Origin of the sequence: Phenylobacterium sp. (assembly GCF_016124325.1) — a bacterium.
GTDB lineage: Bacteria > Pseudomonadota > Alphaproteobacteria > Caulobacterales > Caulobacteraceae > Phenylobacterium.
Genome location: NZ_WGNY01000006.1, coordinates 31,359 through 49,219, shown reverse-complemented (window position 1 = coordinate 49,219; position 17,861 = coordinate 31,359). Strand labels below are relative to the sequence as shown.

Below are 17,861 nucleotides of genomic sequence, written 5' to 3'. Positions count from 1 at the left end.
CGCCGCCATCATGCCCACTGACGCCCCGATGATTCTTCTCAGCGCTACTCCGGAGCGGCGATGACCCAATTCTTCGAGCGAACGGCCCTGATCCTCCTGGCGGGAACCGCGCTCACCGCCTGTGCGGCGCCGCAGTACCCGATCGTCGCGCCGCTCGCCCAGCCGACGCCTGCGCCGGTTGCGCCAGTGGCGGCGGCTCCGGCCATGGCCGCCGCGGCGCCGGAATCGGCGGCGCCTGTCGCGCCGGGCCCGGCCGCTGCGATCGAGACCCAGGCGCTCGCGCCGCTGCCGCCGGCTCCGCCGCCGCCTCCGAGCGAGGCCGACATGGCCATGGCCGCCGCGGAAACGCCGACCGCGCAGGACGCCTTCGCCCGCACCCGGGCCAAGGGTCCGGCGGCCACCTACACCGTCAAGAAGGGCGACACGCTCGGCGGGATCGCCGACAAGCTGGGCGTGGGGCTCAGCGACCTGGCCAAGGCCAATGGGCTCAAGGCGCCCTATCGGCTGCATCCGGGCCAGGTGCTGAAGAACCCCAAGGCGCCCAAGCCCACGCCGGCGACGTCGAAGCCGTCCGCCAAGGCCTCGGGCGGCGAGACCTACACGGTCAAGCCCGGCGACACGCTCTACGGCATCGCCCGCGCCCACGGCGTCAGCGTCGAGGCCTTGCAGGCGGCAAACGGCATGGACGGCCGCGCCTCGATCATGGCCGGGCAGAAGCTGAAGCTGCCCGGGGCCGGAGAGCCGGCGGAGACCGCCGATGCGGCCGACGAGGAGACCGCGCCCGTCGAGCGCGCGGCAAGTCCGCCGCCGCCATCCAAGGCCGCCGAGGCCCCCGCCGCCCCGAGCGGCCTCAAGGGCCGGGCTGCGGGCCGGGTGGTGACGACCACGACCCCGGGCAAGGCCTACAAGGTCAAGCGCGGCGACACCCTGGCCGGAATCGCCGGCCGTCTCGACAGCAGCGTAACCGAGCTCGCGCGGCTCAACCGCCTCAAGAAGCCCTACCGCATCCAGCCGGGGCAGACGATCCGGGGACCGGGCGGATCGGCCAAGGCCTATGTCGTCGTCTCCGGCGACTCCCTGCAGGCGATCGCCGCGCGCTTCAGCGTGACCATCGACCAGCTGCGAGCCGCCAACGGGCTGCGCCGCAACGCCACCGTGGCGCCGGGGCGTCGCCTGCGGCTGCCGTCCGGCTATCGGGACACGGGCCCGATCTCGGCCGCCGAGCCGGAACGGCCGCACTCGTCGTTCGAGGCGCCGCCGCCGGTCGGCCAGACCCTGCCGCCGCCGCGCAGCACCCAGGGACTGCCGCCGTCGCCACAGCCCTACCGGCCGGTGCCGGGCGCGCCCGTGGCCAGCCCGACCCCCAGCGACGGCCAGATCGCCCAGATGGGCCGCGGGCTGTTCATCTGGCCGCTGCGCGGCGAGATCCTCTCGGGCTTCGGCGCCAAGGGCACCAGCCAACGCAATGACGGGGTCGATATCGGCGCCAACGCGGGCGACCCGGTGCGCGCCGCGGCCGGCGGCGAAGTGGTCTATGCCGGAGACCAGGTGCCGGGCTTCGGCAACCTCGTGCTCATCAAGCACGCCGGCGGCTGGGTGACGGCCTATGGCCACCTCGACCGGGTGGACGTGCGGATGCAGGAGAAGGTCGAGCAGGGCCAGCAGATCGGTCAGGCCGGCTCGACAGGCGGCGTCGCCGCGCCCCAGCTGCACTTCGAGGTCCGTTACGCCCCCACGCCTCAGGAGCGCGCGCGGCCTGTCGATCCGGCCCTGGTGCTGCCGAAGTAGGGCGGCCTACAGCGGCAGAGGCTTGCCGAGTTCGCCCGCCAGGTCGCGGATGAACTGCCACGCCACGCGCCCCGATCGCGAGCCGCGAAGCTGCGCCCACTGCAGGGCCCTGCGCTCCAGATCGGGGGCGGCGAGGCCATAGCGCGCCGCGTAGCCCTTCACGGCGGCCAGGTAGGTGGGCTGGTCCATCGGCGGGAAGCCGATCCATAGGCCGAAGCGGTCGGAGACGCTGACCTCCTCCTCGGCGTCCTCGGCGGCCGCAACCAGCCCCCGGTCCTCGGCATGGCCGCGCGGCATCAGGTGACGGCGGTTCGAGGTGGCGATGAACAGCACATTGGCGGGCGGGCCGGAGACGCCGCCCTCGAGGGCCGACTTCAGGGCCTTGGCCGCCGCGGCGCCTTCTTCGAACGAAAGATCGTCGCACAGCACCAGGAAGCGTTCGGGCCGCACGCGAAGCGCGTCGAACAGGCCGGGCAGGGCGGTGACCTCGTCGCGGTCCACCTCGACCAGCCTCAGATCGGACGCCCCGGCGGCCACGGCCATGAACGCCGCCTTGGCGAGTGAGCTCTTGCCCGTCCCGCGCACGCCCCAGAGCAGCGCGTGATTGAAGGGCAGGCCGCCCGCGAAACGCTCCAGGTTCTCGACGAACCGGACCTTTTGCCGGTCGACGCCGACCAGGCTCTCCAGCGGGAGCGGATAGTCCGGCGCGGGGTGGAACGCGCCGGTTGGCGGTTCGTGGCGGAACATTCGCGCGCCGTCGAACGAGACGGGCGCGGGGGCCGTCGGCGCCAGCCGCTCCAGGGCTTCGGCGATACGGGTGAGCAGCGGTAGGGCGTCGCTTTCCATGGGTCTTCGCCATAGAGCGGTCCCGGTTCCATTGCAAAAGGAGGCCTCTGCGCATAGCTTCCGCCGACTTTCGGCGGACCCCCTAGGTTGCTGGGCCCGCCGCGCCCTGTTTCGGAGAGGCCATGTTCGACAATCTAGTCCTGGCGCAGGCGGCGCCGGCCGCGGGCGGCGGCCCAGAGGCGATGCTCATCCAGTTTCTGCCGCTCGTCGCGATCGTCGTCCTGTTCTACTTCCTGATGATCCGGCCGCAGCAGAACCGCGCCAAGCAGCACGCCGCCATGATCAATGCGGTCAAGCGCGGCGACACGGTGGTCCTTTCCTCGGGCATGATCGGCAAGATCGTGCGTGTCGAGGACAAGGAAGTGGGCGTCGAGGTCTCCACCGGCGTCACCGTCAAGGTCGTGAAGTCGATGATCTCCGATGTGCGGGCGCGCGGCGAGCCGGCGCCGGCCAACGACTCCAAGGCCTGATTTCCGGGAAAGCCGCCTTCCGATGCTGATTCTCTCGCGCTGGAAGGTCGTTGTCGTCGTCCTGGCGGTGGTTCTGGGGCTGCTGTTCGCAGCGCCCAACGTGCTGCCTCAGAACGTGCGCGACGACCTGCCCGGTTTCCTGCCCAAGAAGACCCTCAACCTGGGCCTCGACCTCCAGGGCGGCTCCTATCTCCTGATGGGCGTCGACACCGAGGCGCTCCGCAAGGAGCGGCTGACCAATACGATCGAAGACGCCCGGACGCTGCTGCGTGAGGAGAAGATCGCCTTCACCGACCTGGTGGCCGTGAACGGCGAGGCCAGCGTGCGGATCACCGATCCCGAACAGGTCTCCAGCGCCGCGCGCATCCTGCGCAACGGCCTGGGCGTGCCGCTCGCGGGCTCAATCGGCGGCAAGGACGTCGCCATCCAGACGCAGGGCGACCAGCGTATCCGGATCACCTTCGTTGCCGAGGCGCTCGACGCCGAGGCCTCGCGCGCGGTCGAACAGTCGATCGAGATCATCCGCCGGCGGATCGACGAACTGGGCACGCGCGAACCCTCGATCACCCGCCAGGGCACGGACCGCATCGTCGTCCAGGCGCCAGGCGAGAGCGATCCCGACCGCCTGCGCGAGATCATCGGCCAGACGGCCAAGCTGACCTTCCAGATGGTGGACGAGACCGCCGACCTCGCCGCCGCCCAGACCGGTCGCGTGCCGCCGGGCGAAGTCATGCTGCCATCCACCGACAACTATTCACCGGCCTATGTGGTCAAGCGCCGCGCGCTGGTGACCGGCGAGATGCTGACCGGCGCCCAGGCGACGTTCGACCCGCAGACGGGCCGTCCGGTGGTGAGCTTCCGCTTCAACAGCCAGGGCGCGCGCCGCTTCGGCGACGCCACCAGCCAGAACATCGGCAAGCGTTTCGCCATCATCCTGGACGGGAAGGTCATCTCGGCGCCGGTCATCCAGAGCGCCATCACGGGCGGATCCGGCCAGATCAGCGGCAACTTCACGACCGAAAGCGCCAACAACCTCGCCATCCTGCTGCGCGCCGGCGCCCTGCCGGCCCCGCTGAAGGTGGAAGAACAGCGCACGGTGGGCGCCGAGCTGGGCGCCGACGCCATCCAGGCCGGCAGCGTCTCGGCGATCGTCGGGCTCGCGGCCGTCATCGTCTTCATGATCCTGATCTACGGCCTGCTGTTCGGTGGGGTCTCGGTGGTCGGCCTTCTGGTGAACGGCCTCCTGATCATCGCGGTGATGAGCGTCACCCAGGCGACACTGACTCTGCCCGGCATCGTGGGCCTGATCCTGACTCTGGCCGTGGCGGTCGACGCCAACGTGCTGATCTACGAGCGGATGCGCGACGAGATCCGCGCCGGGCGTCCCGTGGCCACCGCCATGGACTCAGGCTTCTCCCGCGCCATGGGAACGATCATGGACGCCAATATCACCACGATCCTGGCGGCGCTCATCATGTTCCAGTTCGGGTCGGGGCCGGTGAAGGGCTTCGCCTGGACGCTCTCCGTCGGCGTGGTCACCACGGTGTTCAGCGCCGTCCTCGTCACCCAGGTGCTTCTGGCCTGGTGGTTCCGCGCCACCCGACCGAAGACACTGCCGATCGCTTAGGAAGGGCCTCGCCATGACGTTCTGGCCCCTGATCAAGGTCCTGCCGGTCCAGACGAACCTGAAGTTCGTCCGCTTCGCCGTCATCGGCGGGATCGCTTCGATTGTCGCCGTCATCGCCTCGCTCGCGCTGGCCCTCTATCCGCTCAAGCCGCCGTGCTTCGGTCTCGCTTGCGGCATCGACTTCAAGGGTGGCACGGTCCTCGAGATCACCACGGCGCCCAAGGCCGTCGATCTGCACGCCGCGCGGGGCGCGGTCTCGACGCTGAAGCTGGGCGACGTCCAGGTGCAGGCGTTCGGCGCGGCCTCGTCGGCCGTGGTTCGCTACCAGGTCCCCGAGAACGATCAGAACGGCGCCACGACCCTGGCCGTGAAGGCCAAGCTCGCGCAGGTCCTGCCGGGCGTGAAGTTCGTCCGCACCGACACCGTCGGCGCCAAGGTCTCGGGCGAGCTGCTGCAGAAGGGCGTGCTGGCCCTCGGGCTCGCGATCCTGCTGATGCTGGTCTACATCTGGTTCCGGTTCGAGCTTCAGTTCGGCTTGGGCGCCGTGGCGGCGCTGTTCCACGACGTGATCCTGACCTTCGGGCTGATCGCGATCATGCGGATCGAGTTCAACCTCCAGGCCATCGCCGGCATCCTGACCATCATCGGCTATTCGATGAACGACACCGTCGTGGTCTTCGACCGCCTTCGTGAGAACCTGCGCAAGTACAAGCGTATGCCGCTCCGCGATGTGATCGACCTGTCGATCAACGAGATGCTGACGCGGACGATCATCACCAGCCTCACCGCGGTGATCGCGCTGGTGGCCCTGGCGGCCTTCGGCGGCCCGACCCTGTTCGGCCTGTCGATCATCATGCTGTTCGGCATCCTGATCGGCACCTATTCGTCGATCTACGTGGCCGCCCCGGTGATCATGCTGTGGGGCGTGAAGCGCAGCGACGAGCCGGCCGAACCGATGAAGCCCGCCAACGCCCGGCCCTAGGAGGCCCAAGTGGCCCGTGACGCGCCCCAGATCGACGCTTACGGCGACGGCGGCTTCCGCCTGTCGGGGGCGTGGCGCGACGGCTCGGTGCTGATCCTGGGCGACGAGCCGCGCGACTGGGCGGTGTCGGACGTCGCCGAGCTCGATCTGGCGGCGCTGGCGCCGGTCCTGGAGGCCGGCGCGGCTGACGTCGAATTCGTGCTGATCGGCATGGGAGCCCGAAACGCCCTGCCGCCGCGCGAGCTGCGCGACGGGCTCCGCGCGGCGGGCATCGGGCTGGAGTTCATGGACACGCCCTCGGCGGCCCGGCTCTACAACCTGCTCACCTCGGAAGGCCGCCGGCTGGCTGCGGCCCTGATCGCCGTCTGAGGGTCAAGCCGGCTCGCTTCCAGCCTGAAACGAAACACCCTATACCTCTGCCGTAGGGCAGGAGACATAGAGGGCAAGTTCAATGGCTGGGTTACTCGCCAATCTCCGAAATACGATGATCGTCAGCTTCCTGTTGGCGCTGGTCATCATCGCGGGCTACCGGGTTCACTACGGCGCGACGGACGCCATATTCTGGCAGGCCATCTTCCGCTGGCTGCACGTGCTGGCCGGCATCATGTGGATCGGTCTGCTCTACTACTTCAACTTCGTGCAGATCCGGAAAATGCCGGAGATCCCCGCCGAGCTGAAGCCGGGCGTCAGCAAGTACATCGCTCCCGAGGCGCTGTTCTGGTTCCGCTGGGGCGCGTTCTTCACCTGGCTGATGGGCGTGATCCTGGCCTGGGACCGCGGCTTTCTGATCCAGGCCTACACCCTGGGCGCCACCGAGGGCTTCGCCAACTGGGGCCACACCTTCATCGGCCTCGGCATGTGGCTGGGCACCATCATGTTCCTGAACGTGTGGGTGTTCATCTGGCCGGCGCAGAAGATCGCGCTGGGGCTGGTCGAGGGCGACGCCGACGCCAAGGCCCGGGCGGGCCGCACGGCGATGCTGTTCTCGCGCACCAACACCCTGTTGTCGGTGCCGATGCTGGTCTGCATGACCTTGAACCAGACGCTCGCCGGCTGAGGCCGGGCGCGCCGAGACTTGGGAGGGGCCCGCCACCATGGCGGGCCCTTTTCGTTGGAAGAGCATGGACGACGATCTCGACGACCTGATCCGCCGCGTGGACCCCGACCGCTGGCTCTCCAGCCGATTCGTCGAGGACGCGGCCACGCGCGCCGACGTGATCGCGATCTACGCCTACGACCACGAGCTGGGCCGCGCGCCGCGCGTGGCGTCGAACCCGCTGCTGGGCGAAATCCGGCTGACGTGGTGGCGCGAGATGCTGGACGAGACCTACGAGGGCCGCCACGTACGCCACCATCCCGCGGCCCAGGCGCTGGCGGCGGCGATCGAACGCCGGGGCCTGCCGCGAGAGCCGCTGGAAGCGATGATCGACGCCCGCTACCGCGAGCTCGACGCCACGCCGATGAACGAGACCGAGGCGCTCGACTGGGCGCGCGACACGGGCGGCCGGGCCGCCGAGGCCGCCGCCCGCATCCTGGACCCCGCGGCCAAGGCGGACCTGGCCCACGCGCCCGGCGCGGTCTGGGCTTTGGGGCGGCGGCTGCCCGATCAGCCCGACCTGCGGCCGGCGTTCGACAAGGTGCTGACTACCGCCAAGACCGCGGTGCGGATGATCGGGGTCCAGGCCTTTCCGGCGGTCGCGCACGCGGTGCTCGCCGGGCGGCCGAACCCGTCGGAATTCGCCAAGCGCTGGCGGCTCACGCTCGCCGTGGCGCGAGGGAAGATCTGACCTACTCGGCCGGCTCCAGCGTCGGCGCGCCTTCGGCCCAGGCCTTCAGGTCGGCCAGGGCGCGCTCGCCCATCAGCCGTTTCTTGATCCGGGTCTTCTCCTTGGCGCCCAGCCGGCGGCCCTCGGCGTCGCGCTTGGGCGGGGCCATCGGCGGCAGGAGCCCGTAGTTGATGTTCATCGGCTGGAACGAGCCCGAACCGCCTTCCAGGTGCCCGCCAGTGATGTGGCCCACCAGGCCGCCAAGGGCCGTGGTGGCGGGCGGCGCCTCGATCGGCCGGCCCAGGCGCTCGGCGGCGGCGAAGCGGCCGGCCAGCAGGCCCACGGCGGCGCTTTCCACATAGCCCTCGACGCCGGTGACCTGGCCGGCGAACCGCAGGCGCGGGTCGGCTTTCAGCCGCAGCGAGGCGTCGAGCAGGCGCGGCGAGTTGATGAAGGTGTTGCGGTGCAGGCCGCCCAGGCGGGCGAACACGGCCTTTTCCAGGCCCGGGATCATGCGGAAGATCTCGCTCTGGGCGCCGTGCTTCAGCTTGGTTTGGAAGCCGACCATGTTCCAAAGCGTGCCCAGCGCATTGTCCTGGCGCAGCTGAACGACCGCCCAGGGCTTTTCATCGGGCTTATGGGCGTTGGTCAGGCCCACGGGCTTCATGGGACCGTGCCGCAGGGTTTCGCGACCGCGCTCGGCCATCACCTCGATCGGCAGGCAACCGTCGAAGTAGGGCACGTGCTCCCAGTCTTTGAACTCCGACTTCGGACCGGCGAGCAGGGCGTCGATGAACGCTTCGTACTGGTCCCTGTCCATCGGGCAGTTGATGTAGGCGGCCGCGTCGCCGCCCGGGCCTTCCTTGTCGTAGCGCGACTGGCGCCAGGCCACGTCCATGTCGACCGAGTCGAAGTTCACGATCGGGGCGATGGCGTCGAAGAACGAGAGCTGGCCTTCGCCGGTGAGCGCCAGGATCGCATCGGACAGCGCCGGCGAGGTGAGGGGGCCGGTCGCCACGATCACGCTGTCCCACTCGGCCGGCGGCAGGCCTGCGACCTCGCCCCTTTCGATGGCCACCAGCGGATGGGCTTCCAGCCGCTCGGTGACGGCCAGCGAGAAGCCGTCGCGATCCACGGCCAGCGCGCCGCCCGCGGGCACCTGGTGGGCGTCGCCGGCCGACATGATGACGGAGTCGAGCGCGCGCATCTCGGCGTGCAGCAGGCCCACGGCGTTGCCCGCCCAGTCGTCGGCGCGGAACGAGTTGGAACAGACCAGTTCGGCGAGCTGGTCGGTCTTGTGCGCGTCGGTGCCGCGCACGGGCCGCATCTCATGGAGGACCACCGGGACGCCGGCGCGGGCGAGCTGCCAGGCGGCTTCCGAGCCGGCCAGACCGCCGCCGATCACGTGAACAGGCTTCATCGACATGCGTGGCTAACTAGCAACGAACGGGCGGGATCGCGAGCGGGGCCTTGAATGACGGCGCAGCCGTAGCAGATTGCACTCATACGGATCGCCGAATCGTCGCGTGCGCAGATCCGACCGGGGATGTGGATGAGCCGCTTTTCGCCGAGTGACGCCGCCCTTGAGGGGTTCCGGCTGTCCAGGACCCACCCCGGCATGCTGCTCGCCTGGAGCGCCGTCTATTTCGGCGGCCTGCTGCTGATCTTCCTGGTGATGACCGCCACCCTGGGGCCGGAGTTCATCGCGGTCGCGCGCAAGGACGGCTTCTTCAGCGGCGACCTCGACGACATCAGCGAACTGCTCGCCCACTCGCTGCCGGCGTTCCTGCTGGTGCTCGGGCTATCGGCGCTGCTCTGGTCGATCATGACGGCCGGGGTTCTTCGGCTGGTTCTGCGGCCGTCCGAGCACGGCTTCGCGCACCTCAAGGTCGGGCGCGACGAACTGCGCCTGACGCTGGCCAACCTGCTCTGCGTCGGCATCTATGTGGCGACGGCCATCGTGGGGATCGTGCTCTACCAGGCGGCCAGGCAGTCGGGCCCGATCGCCACGGCGGTGGTGGTGCTGGGCGCCCTGGCTTTCGTGTTCTGGGTCGGCGTGCGCCTGTCGCTGCTGCTGCCCACCGTGTTCCAGACCGGCAAGATCTCGCTGGCCGACGCGTGGGGCCGCACCAAGGGCCACTACTGGCCGCTGCTGGGCATGCTGCTGCTGGCGGCCATCTGCTATGTGATGGTCTGGGTCGTTTTCGCGGTGATCAGCGTGATCCTCGTGGCCGTGTCCGGCGGCGGCGACGCCTTGCAGGACATGACCCACCTCAATGTGGTGACCGCGCTGTCCGCGGTGCTCACCCTCATCATGCAGTTCCTGCTGCAGGTGTTGCAGATCGTCATGATCTATGCGCCGACCGCGGTGGCCTATCGCGAGATCACCGGCGAGGCCGACCCGGAGGCCTTTTAGGCGGTCGCGCTGGGTCTGGCGCTCACCCGTTCGTGCCAGGCCTTCACGTTCGAGAATTTCTCGGGCAGGGGCAGGCCGATCCAGTCGGCGAAGTCCACGGTCGTCAGCGCGCAGATGTCGGCCATGCCGTAGGCCTCGCCGCCGACGAACGGCCGTTCGGCCAGCTCACGGTCCAGCCAGCTCAGCCCACCCGCGTAGTTCTCCCGGTTGGATTCCCCGAAGTCCTTGTGCTGCTTGATGAGCGCGGCGGTGCGCGGGTGGGCGTGGCGCCAGAACATGCCGACCGGGTTCATCACCACGAACTCGATCCGCCGGATCCACATGTCGGTCAGCGCGCGCTCGACGGGCGTGGCCCCGAACATCGGCGGGTCGGGATGTAACTCGTCGAGATAGCGGCAGATGGCCACCGTCTCGGAAATCGCCGCGCCGTCGTCGAGGACGAGGGTCGGCACCTGGCCCAGCGAGTTGCGCGCCCGGTGCTCAGGGCTCTTGTGCTCGCGCTTCATGAGGTCGACCGGCGTTTCGGGCAGGTCGATCCCCTTCTCCGCCAGGAAGATGCGCACACGCCGCGGGTTCGGCGCCGGGTTCGGCGCGCCATAGAGGATCATGCGGGGCTCCGGTCGATTGGCGGACGGGGCTAGGCTATGAGCAGGACCTTCAAGTGACCAGTCCGGAGTTCGCCATGCCCAGCCGCCGTTCCGTCCTTTCCGGCCTGGGCGCCGCGGCCGTGGCGGCCACGGGTGTCCGGGCGGCGACGCCCGACGCCGACGCCCGGCTCGCCGCGCTGCTGGCCCGGCAGATGGACGAATATCTGGCGCTGTCGCCTGAGGCGGCGGCCAATCTGCTGACCGGCGCGCGCGGCGAGGCGGCGCGGGCGAAGCTGGACGACCGTTCGCCGGCCGGCAAGGCGGCCGCCGCCGACGCGGCCCGGCGGTGGCGGGGCGAGCTGGCGGCGGTCGACCGCGCGGCGCTGTCGCCGGCCATGCAGACCGATTTCGACTGCGCCGCCTTCGCCTGCGAGATGCTGGCGCGGATGTCGCCGCTGTACGGCTTCCAGGACCACGCGTTGCGGCCGGGGCCGTACGTGGTGAGCCAGATGTCGGGCGCCTACTACTGGCTGCCGCAGGACTTCGGGCGCGCCCGGATCGAAAGCCGCGCCGACGCTGAGGCCTATCTCTCGCGTCTTTCGGCCTTCGCGGGCGCCCTGGACGGCGAGACGGCGCGCATCCGGATCGACGCCGCCGCCGGCGTGGCGCCGCCCGACTTCATCCTGGCCCGCACGCTCGGCCAGCTCGCGGACCTGCGCGAGGGGATGGCTGCGACCTTGGCCGACGGCCCGGCGGGCCGCGCCGGGGCGGAGGCGGACGCGGTCGGGGCGGGGGCCCGGAAGATCCTCCAGGCCGAGGTCGCGCCCGCCATAGCGCGGCAGATGGCGGCGCTGGCGGTGCTCCAGCCCGGCGCGACGTCCGAGGCCGGCGTCTGGCGGCTGCCCGATGGCGAGGCCTGGTACGCGCTGGCGCTGCGCTCCAACACCACCGTGGCGACGCCGCCGGCCGCGATGCACCAGCTGGGTCTGGCGACCTTCTCCGAGCTGAGCGCCGAGCTGGACGGTTTGCTGCGGGCGCAGGGGTTCACCGCGGGAACCGTGGCGGAACGGGTGAAGGCGCTCGATCACGATCCGCGCCTGCTCATGCCCGACGACGACGCTGGCCGCGCCAGGGTGCTGCAGTACGCTCGCGCCCAGCTCACCCACGTCCAGGACCTGCTGCCGCGGGCGTTCCGCACCCTGCCGGATCGCGACATTGTCGTACAGCGGACGCCGACGGCCATCGAGGCGGGGGCGCCGGGCGCCTTCTACGACGCTCCGCCGGCCGACGGCTCGCGGCCCGGCGTCATCTCCATCAACCTGAAGACCACGGCCGAATGGCCCACCTGGCGGCTCAAGACCCTGCTGTGCCACGAGGGCGACCCGGGCCACCACCTGCAGGCGGCGGTGTTCCGCAAGGCGGCGGGCGCGGATGCGCCGCTCTACAAGCACTTCGCCGAGTTCTCGTCGTACGTGGAGGGCTGGGCGCTCTACGCCGAACAGGTGGCGGTCGAGATGGGCGCCTACGAGGACGACCCGTTCGGCCGGATCGGGGCGGTGCAGTCGGCGCTGTTCCGCGCGGCCCGGATCGTGGTCGACACCGGCCTGCACCACCAGCGCTGGAGCCGCGCCGAGGCGACCCGCTGGATGGTGGAAAACGCCGGCGAACAGCCCGCTTCGGCCCAGCGGGAGATCGACCGCTACTGCGTCTATCCCGGCCAGGCCTGCGCCTTCATGGTCGGGCGGCTGGAATTGCTGCGGGTGCGCGAGGCGGCGCGCCAGCGGCTGGGCGCGGCCTTCGACGTGCGCGACTACCACGAGGCCGTGCTGCGCGCCGGGCCCGTACCGATGGAGGCCCTGGCGCGGGTGGCGGGTTAGGCGCTCGCGAGTTCCTTCTTCCTCGCGCCGCTGCGCTTGCGCTGCCGCTCCAGCAGCTCGGCCAGATAGCGGCCGGTCCAGCTCCTGGGGTTGACCGAGACGTCCTCGGGCGAGCCCTGGGCCACGATCTCGCCCCCGCCGTCGCCGCCCTCGGGACCGAAGTCGACCAGCCAGTCGGCCGTCTTCACGACGTCGAGGTTGTGCTCGATGACAACGACGGTGTTGCCTTGGTCGGCCAGTTCGTGGAGCACCTCCAGCAGCTTCTTCACGTCCTCGAAGTGCAAGCCGGTGGTAGGTTCGTCGAGGATGTAGAGCGTCTTGCCGGTCGCCCGCCGCGACAACTCCTTGCTGAGCTTCACCCGTTGGGCCTCGCCGCCCGACAGCGTGGTCGCCTGCTGGCCCACCTTGATGTAGCCGAGCCCCACCTGCTTCAGCGTCTCCATCTTCTCGCGGATCGGTGGGACGGCCTTGAAGAAGTCGGCGGCCTCTTCCACCGTCATATCAAGCACATCGGCGATGTTCTTGCCCTTGAAGAGGATCTCCAGGGTTTCGCGGTTGTAGCGCCGGCCGTGGCAGACGTCGCAGGTGACGTAGACGTCCGGCAGGAAGTGCATCTCGATCTTGATGAGCCCGTCGCCCTGGCAGGCCTCGCAGCGGCCGCCCTTGACGTTGAAGCTGAAGCGTCCAGGGCCGTAGCCTCGCGCCTTGGCCTCCGGCAGGCCGGCGAACCAGTCGCGGATCGGCTGGAAGGCGCCGGTGTAGGTGGCCGGATTCGATCGCGGGGTGCGCCCGATCGGGCTCTGGTCGATGTCGATGACCTTGTCGAAGTGCTCCAGCCCCTCGATCCGCTCGTGCGGCGCCGGGCCGTCCGAGGCGTTGTGCAGGCGCCGCGCGGCGGCCTTGTAGAGAGTCTCGATCGTGAAGGTCGACTTGCCGCCGCCCGAGACGCCCGTGATGCAGGTGAAGGTCCCGACCGGAATCTCGGCGGTGACGTTCTTCAGATTGTTGCCCGTGGCGCCGATGACGCGCAGCACCTTCTTCTTCGAGATCGGCCGGCGATTCTCGGGCACGGCGATCTCTCGGGCGCCCGAAAGGTACTGGCCGGTGATGCTCTTGGGATTGGCCATGATGTCGGCCGGCTTGCCCTCGGCGATCACGTGGCCGCCGTGGACGCCCGCGGCGGGGCCCATGTCGATCACGTGATCGGCCGTGAGGATCGCCTCCTCGTCGTGCTCGACCACCAGCACCGAATTGCCCAGGTCGCGCAGGCCCTTGAGGCTCACCAGCAGGCGGGTGTTGTCGCGCTGGTGCAGGCCGATCGACGGTTCGTCCAGCACATAGAGCACGCCCGTCAGGCCCGAGCCGATCTGGCTGGCCAGCCGGATGCGCTGGCTTTCGCCGCCGCTCAGCGTGCCCGAGTTGCGCGACAGGTTGAGATAGTCGAGGCCCACGTTCACCAGGAACCGCAGCCGGTCGTTGATCTCCTTCAGGATCCGCCGGGCGATTTCCATCTGCTTATCGGTGAGCTGGCCCTCCAGCCCCTCGAACCATTCCTGGGCGTGCTTGATGGAGAGGCGCGAGATCTCGCCGATGTGCCGGGCGGCGATCTTCACGGCCAGCGCCTCCGGCTTCAGGCGGAAGCCCTCGCAGGCCGTGCACGGCGTCTCGGACTGGTAGCGGCCCAGTTCCTCGCGCACCCAGGACGAGTCGGTCTCGCGCCAGCGCCGTTCCAGGTTGGGCAGCACCCCCTCGAAGGTCTTGTTGACCTCGTACTTGCGGGCGTTGTCCTCGTAGACGAAGCGGATCTTCTCGTCGCCCGAGCCGTGGATCACCACCTGCCTGGCCTGTTCGGGCAGCTTCCAGAACGGCTCGTCCATCGAGAAGCCGTAGTGGCGCGCCAGCGCCTGCAGCGTCTGGGTGTAGAGCGGCGAGGGGCCCTTGGCCCAGGGGGCGATGGCGCCCCTGTGCAGGCTCTTGTCCTTGTCGGGCACGATCAGGTCGGCGTCGAAGGCCAGCTTCGCGCCCAGGCCGTCGCACACGGGGCAGGCGCCGTAGGGATTGTTGAACGAGAACAGCCGCGGTTCGATCTCGCTGATCGTGAAGCCCGAGACCGGGCAGGCGAACTTCTCGGAGAAGATGATCCGCCGCGGCTCCTCCTCGCCCGGGTCCTTGTCGGCCCATTCGGCCACGGCGATGCCGTCGGCGAGGCGTAGCGCCGTCTCGAGGCTGTCGGCGTAGCGGCTCTCGAGGCCGTCGCGGGTGACGAGGCGGTCCACGACGATGTCGATGTCGTGCTTGAACTTCTTGTCGAGGGTCGGCGCGTCCTCGATAGGGAAGAACTCGCCGTTGACCTTCACCCGCTGGAAGCCCGCCTTCTGCCACTCGGCGAATTCCTTGCGGTACTCGCCCTTGCGGCCGCGCACGACGGGCGCCAGCAGGTAGATCCGCACGCCCTCGGGCAGGGCGTTCAGCTTGTCGACCATCTGGCTGACGGTCTGGCTCTCGATCGGCAGGCCGGTGGCGGGCGAGTAGGGCACGCCGACCCGCGCCCAGAGCAGGCGCATGTAGTCGTGGATCTCGGTGACCGTGCCGACGGTGGAGCGCGGATTGCGGCTGGTGGTCTTCTGCTCGATGGAGATGGCCGGCGACAGGCCCTCGATCAGGTCTACGTCGGGCTTGCTCATCAGCTCCAGGAACTGGCGCGCGTAGGCCGACAGGCTCTCCACGTAGCGCCGCTGGCCCTCGGCGTAGATCGTGTCGAAGGCGAGCGAGCTCTTGCCCGAGCCCGACAGTCCGGTCAGCACCACCAGCTCGCCGCGCGGGATGTCGACGCTGACGTCCTTGAGGTTGTGCTCGCGCGCGCCCCGCACGCGGATGAAGTTCTGGTGGTCGGCCATGCTGTCCCGGAAACACGGAAGGCTCGCGAAGGGTCCTTCGGCGAGACCGCCTAATGTAGGTGACGGGACTCACGCATAACACGGGAACGCATAGGGAACAAAGCGACGGCCCCTTGCGCGAGGGCGGCCTGCTGACACCACGTTGTCAGCAGGGGGAACGGGTTAGGCCCGCCGCCGTCCCGCCCAGCCATAGAGCAGAGCCATCACGCCCGCGTAGGCCAGCAGGGCCAGGATCGGCGCGGCCGGGAAGTTCTCGGGAACCAGGGCCAGGGGCGCGCCCTTGTTGGTCGCCACGATCAGGCCCGACAGCGCGACATTGAACAGGCTCTCGCCCACGATCAGGCCCGAGACGGCCAGCACGCCGAGGCGGCGCGCGGACTCGCCGTCGGGGCGCTTGCCGACGCGGCGGTCGTAGAGCCAGCCCGCGACGGCGCCCAACACCACCGGCAGGGTCAGGGTGGCGGGCAGGTAGATCGCCATGCCCACGCCCAGCGGCGGCAGGCTGTATTTCTTCGTGCGGCGCAGAAGCTCGTCGACGATCACGAGCCCCACGCCGATCAGGCCGCCGATCCCGATCAGGCTCCAGTCGAGGTCGCCGCCGATGACCCCCTTGGCGATGGTGGAGATCAGGGTGGCCTGCGGCGCCGGCAGGGGGTCGTTGGCGATGCCCTGCATGGCCGCGCCCGCGAAGCCGTTCGAGCGGTTCAGCAGGTCCAGGATCGGCGGGATCACGGCCGAGCCGGCGATCACCCCCACCACCAGGGCCGCCTGCTGCCGCCAGGGCGTGGCGTCGACGAGTTGGCCGGTCTTGAGATCCTGGAGGTTGTCGTTGGCGCTGACCGCGACGGCGATGAGCGCGCCGGTGATCAGGAGGGCGAAGGCGGTCAACGGCTGCGGATCGCCCAGGGTGAGCCCGGCGCCGATGGCGGCCACGATGAGGGCGGCGCCCAGCACCGAGAGGATGGCCATGCCCGAGACGGGACTGTTGGACGATCCGATGAGCCCCGCCATGTAGCCGCACACCCCGGCCACCAGGAACCCGGCGACGGCGATATAGGCCAGCGCCGCGATGGTCAGGGGGACCGTCAGGGGCGCCAGCGGTCCCTGGCCCAGGAAGTTGGCGATCAGCAGGCCCATCGGGATCAGGCACAGCGCCGAGACCGCGCCCACGACGCCGATCGGGATGTCCTGTTCGGCGCGCGCCACGCCCTGGCCGCCCGCCCGGGCGCTCTGGGCGGCCAGGGCGCCGAGGAGGCCGCGCCAGACGGGGGCGGCCAGCTTGGCGAGCGTCCAGATCGCCGAGACGCCGATGGCGCCCGCGCCGATGAAGCGGACCTTGCTGGTCCAGATGGCGCCCGCCGCGTCGGCGGCCGAGGCGGCGAGGTCGGGATGCAGGCTGGTGAGGATGGGCACGAGCACGCCCCAGGCGATGATCACGCCGGCGAGCATCGCCATGCCCACCGCGACGCCCATCAGGTGGCCGGCGCCCACCAGGGCCAGCGACATGGAGAGCCCCGCGCCCGTCGCGCCGCCCGCGCCGAAGCGGAAATAGCCCGCCACCTCGCCCGCCAGCGCCCGCGTGCCGACCGCCAGCGCATAGAGCGCGGAGCCGACCGATCCCAGGATGATCGCCGCCAGCCCCAGCTGGCCGTCAGCGGCCGCTTCGGCGCTGTCGCCGCGCACGCCCGAGCCCACCTTGAGGACTTCGGCGGCGGCGACGCCTTCGGGGTAGGGCAGCGGCGATTGCGTCACCAGCGCGCGACGCAGCGGCACCGTGTACATCACGCCCAGCACCCCGCCGATCGCGCAGAGGCCGAAGGTGGTCCAGAAGGGAAAGCCGGTCCATGCGCCCAGGATCACCAGGCCGGGCAGGACGAAGATCACCGCCGCCATGGCGCCGGCGGCCGAGGCCACCGTCTGGACGATGTTGTTTTCCCAGATCGTCGCGTCCTTGAACCCGCGCAGCAGGGCCATGGAGATGATCGCGGCGGGGATCGAGGTGGCGACGGTCAGGCCGACCTTGAGGCCCAAGTAGACGTTGGCCGCCGTGAACACGAGGGTTATCAGGATGCCGAGCAGAACGCCCCGGACCGTGAGCTCCACCCTTCGGGCCGAGCCTTCCGCCGCCAAAGCCGTCATTCAGCCCAACTCCAGGAAGCCAACCGCTGGAGCCTGTTAGACCCCGAGTTCCGGCGCGGCTCAAGGCGTGGGGGCGGCTAGAACCTGATCTTGTAGGCGAGACCGTTGGCGTCGAGGCTGAGGCCCTGATCGTCGAACCAGTCGTCCTTGGCGGGGATTTGGCTGTCGAGCCGCGCGCCGCCCTCGAAAGCGCCGCTGCGACGCATCTGCAGCGGCTGGCGCAGCGGTGCGTGCGGCTCGGGGATTTTCGCCAGTCTCACCGCCGGCTTTTCCGTCTGCGCGCTCGTCCGGTCGGGCTGCTTGGCCGCCTGCGATGGAAGCCCGCCCGCGAGAGCGGGGGTGGCGGCGAGCGTCAGGGCGAAAGCGGCGGCGATGCGCCGCGCCGAGCGGGGCAAGAGAGTGTCCTCCGATTGGGGTTGCTCTCATGCAACGGTCTAATATGACTTTGGTTTCAGCTTCCTTCAGG

At 70.0% G+C, this 17,861-nt stretch carries 15 protein-coding genes; 9 read left to right on the top strand and 6 right to left on the bottom strand.

The annotated features are described in order from the left end of the window. Positions 1-60 precede the first annotated feature (60 nt). On the top strand, positions 61-1,788 hold the full coding sequence (locus tag GC203_RS02105) for a LysM peptidoglycan-binding domain-containing protein (RefSeq protein ID WP_293450847.1): 1,728 nt from the start codon (positions 61-63) through the stop codon (positions 1,786-1,788). A 6-nt stretch (positions 1,789-1,794) separates the two neighbouring features. On the opposite strand, the gene GC203_RS02100 is transcribed toward GC203_RS02105, so the two are convergent. Continuing rightward, on the bottom strand, positions 1,795-2,634 hold the full coding sequence (locus GC203_RS02100; RefSeq protein ID WP_293450845.1) for an ATP-binding protein: 840 nt from the start codon (positions 2,632-2,634) through the stop codon (positions 1,795-1,797). Between the two features lie 122 nt (positions 2,635-2,756). Between GC203_RS02100 and yajC the strand changes: the two genes are divergently transcribed. The 6 genes from yajC to GC203_RS02070 all read left to right on the top strand — a co-directional run bounded on the left by yajC (position 2,757) and on the right by GC203_RS02070 (position 7,500). Next, positions 2,757-3,104: a preprotein translocase subunit YajC gene (gene yajC, locus GC203_RS02095; RefSeq protein ID WP_293450843.1), complete on the top strand. Its 348-nt coding sequence runs from the start codon at positions 2,757-2,759 to the stop codon at positions 3,102-3,104. Between the two features lie 22 nt (positions 3,105-3,126). Next, on the top strand, positions 3,127-4,731 hold the full coding sequence (gene secD / locus GC203_RS02090) for a protein translocase subunit SecD (RefSeq protein ID WP_293450841.1): 1,605 nt from the start codon (positions 3,127-3,129) through the stop codon (positions 4,729-4,731). A gap of 13 nt (positions 4,732-4,744) precedes the next feature. Then, positions 4,745-5,713, top strand: coding sequence for a protein translocase subunit SecF (gene secF / locus GC203_RS02085; RefSeq protein WP_293450839.1), 969 nt, complete (start codon positions 4,745-4,747; stop codon positions 5,711-5,713). 9 nt (positions 5,714-5,722) lie between these two features. Then, on the top strand, positions 5,723-6,082 hold the full coding sequence (locus GC203_RS02080; RefSeq protein WP_293450837.1) for an Mth938-like domain-containing protein: 360 nt from the start codon (positions 5,723-5,725) through the stop codon (positions 6,080-6,082). A gap of 82 nt (positions 6,083-6,164) precedes the next feature. Then, on the top strand, positions 6,165-6,770 hold the full coding sequence (locus tag GC203_RS02075; RefSeq protein WP_293450835.1) for a urate hydroxylase PuuD: 606 nt from the start codon (positions 6,165-6,167) through the stop codon (positions 6,768-6,770). 64 nt (positions 6,771-6,834) lie between these two features. Further along, entirely contained in the window at positions 6,835-7,500 is a 666-nt protein-coding gene (locus GC203_RS02070; RefSeq protein WP_293450833.1) for a squalene/phytoene synthase family protein, read from the top strand. A gap of 1 nt (position 7,501) precedes the next feature. Here the strand turns inward: GC203_RS02070 and trmFO are convergent, their stop codons facing one another. After that, positions 7,502-8,905, bottom strand: a complete 1,404-nt coding sequence (trmFO, locus tag GC203_RS02065; protein WP_293450831.1) for a methylenetetrahydrofolate--tRNA-(uracil(54)-C(5))-methyltransferase (FADH(2)-oxidizing) TrmFO — start codon at positions 8,903-8,905, stop codon at positions 7,502-7,504. A 126-nt stretch (positions 8,906-9,031) separates the two neighbouring features. On the opposite strand from trmFO, the gene GC203_RS02060 reads away from it, so the two are divergent. Next, complete coding sequence (locus GC203_RS02060) at positions 9,032-9,895, top strand: hypothetical protein (protein ID WP_293450829.1); 864 nt, start codon at positions 9,032-9,034, stop codon at positions 9,893-9,895. On the opposite strand, the gene GC203_RS02055 is transcribed toward GC203_RS02060, so the two are convergent. Then, a complete protein-coding gene (locus tag GC203_RS02055; RefSeq protein WP_293450827.1) occupies positions 9,892-10,503 on the bottom strand; it encodes a glutathione S-transferase family protein in 612 nt (203 codons plus the stop codon). The two genes, GC203_RS02060 and GC203_RS02055, sit on opposite strands and share 4 nt — an antisense overlap. 53 nt (positions 10,504-10,556) lie before the next feature. Between GC203_RS02055 and GC203_RS02050 the strand changes: the two genes are divergently transcribed. After that, positions 10,557-12,359 (top strand): DUF885 family protein, encoded by a 1,803-nt coding sequence (locus GC203_RS02050; protein WP_293450825.1) that lies wholly within the window; start codon positions 10,557-10,559, stop codon positions 12,357-12,359. Here GC203_RS02050 and uvrA read toward each other — a convergent pair. From uvrA to GC203_RS02035, 3 genes are all read right to left on the bottom strand, one after another. Then, positions 12,356-15,256: an excinuclease ABC subunit UvrA gene (gene uvrA / locus GC203_RS02045; protein WP_293450823.1), complete on the bottom strand. Its 2,901-nt coding sequence runs from the start codon at positions 15,254-15,256 to the stop codon at positions 12,356-12,358. The two genes, GC203_RS02050 and uvrA, sit on opposite strands and share 4 nt — an antisense overlap. A 162-nt stretch (positions 15,257-15,418) precedes the next feature. Further along, entirely contained in the window at positions 15,419-17,395 is a 1,977-nt protein-coding gene (locus GC203_RS02040) for an oligopeptide transporter, OPT family (RefSeq protein WP_293450821.1), read from the bottom strand. Between the two features lie 77 nt (positions 17,396-17,472). Beyond that, positions 17,473-17,790 (bottom strand): hypothetical protein, encoded by a 318-nt coding sequence (locus GC203_RS02035; RefSeq protein WP_293450819.1) that lies wholly within the window; start codon positions 17,788-17,790, stop codon positions 17,473-17,475. Between the last annotated feature and the right edge of the window lie 71 nt (positions 17,791-17,861).

Excerpts from the sequence above, each read along its gene's own strand:
- GC203_RS02105 (WP_293450847.1), top strand. The coding sequence starts at position 61 with ATGACCCAATTCTTCGAGCGAACGGCCCTGATCCTCCTGGCGGGAACC.
- GC203_RS02100 (WP_293450845.1), bottom strand. The coding sequence starts at position 2,634 with ATGGAAAGCGACGCCCTACCGCTGCTCACCCGTATCGCCGAAGCCCTG.
- yajC (WP_293450843.1), top strand. The coding sequence starts at position 2,757 with ATGTTCGACAATCTAGTCCTGGCGCAGGCGGCGCCGGCCGCGGGCGGC.
- secD (WP_293450841.1), top strand. The coding sequence starts at position 3,127 with ATGCTGATTCTCTCGCGCTGGAAGGTCGTTGTCGTCGTCCTGGCGGTG.
- secF (WP_293450839.1), top strand. The coding sequence starts at position 4,745 with ATGACGTTCTGGCCCCTGATCAAGGTCCTGCCGGTCCAGACGAACCTG.
- GC203_RS02075 (WP_293450835.1), top strand. The coding sequence starts at position 6,165 with ATGGCTGGGTTACTCGCCAATCTCCGAAATACGATGATCGTCAGCTTC.
- GC203_RS02070 (WP_293450833.1), top strand. The coding sequence starts at position 6,835 with ATGGACGACGATCTCGACGACCTGATCCGCCGCGTGGACCCCGACCGC.
- trmFO (WP_293450831.1), bottom strand. The coding sequence starts at position 8,905 with ATGTCGATGAAGCCTGTTCACGTGATCGGCGGCGGTCTGGCCGGCTCG.
- GC203_RS02060 (WP_293450829.1), top strand. The coding sequence starts at position 9,032 with ATGAGCCGCTTTTCGCCGAGTGACGCCGCCCTTGAGGGGTTCCGGCTG.
- GC203_RS02055 (WP_293450827.1), bottom strand. The coding sequence starts at position 10,503 with ATGATCCTCTATGGCGCGCCGAACCCGGCGCCGAACCCGCGGCGTGTG.
- uvrA (WP_293450823.1), bottom strand. The coding sequence starts at position 15,256 with ATGGCCGACCACCAGAACTTCATCCGCGTGCGGGGCGCGCGCGAGCAC.
- GC203_RS02040 (WP_293450821.1), bottom strand. The coding sequence starts at position 17,395 with ATGACGGCTTTGGCGGCGGAAGGCTCGGCCCGAAGGGTGGAGCTCACG.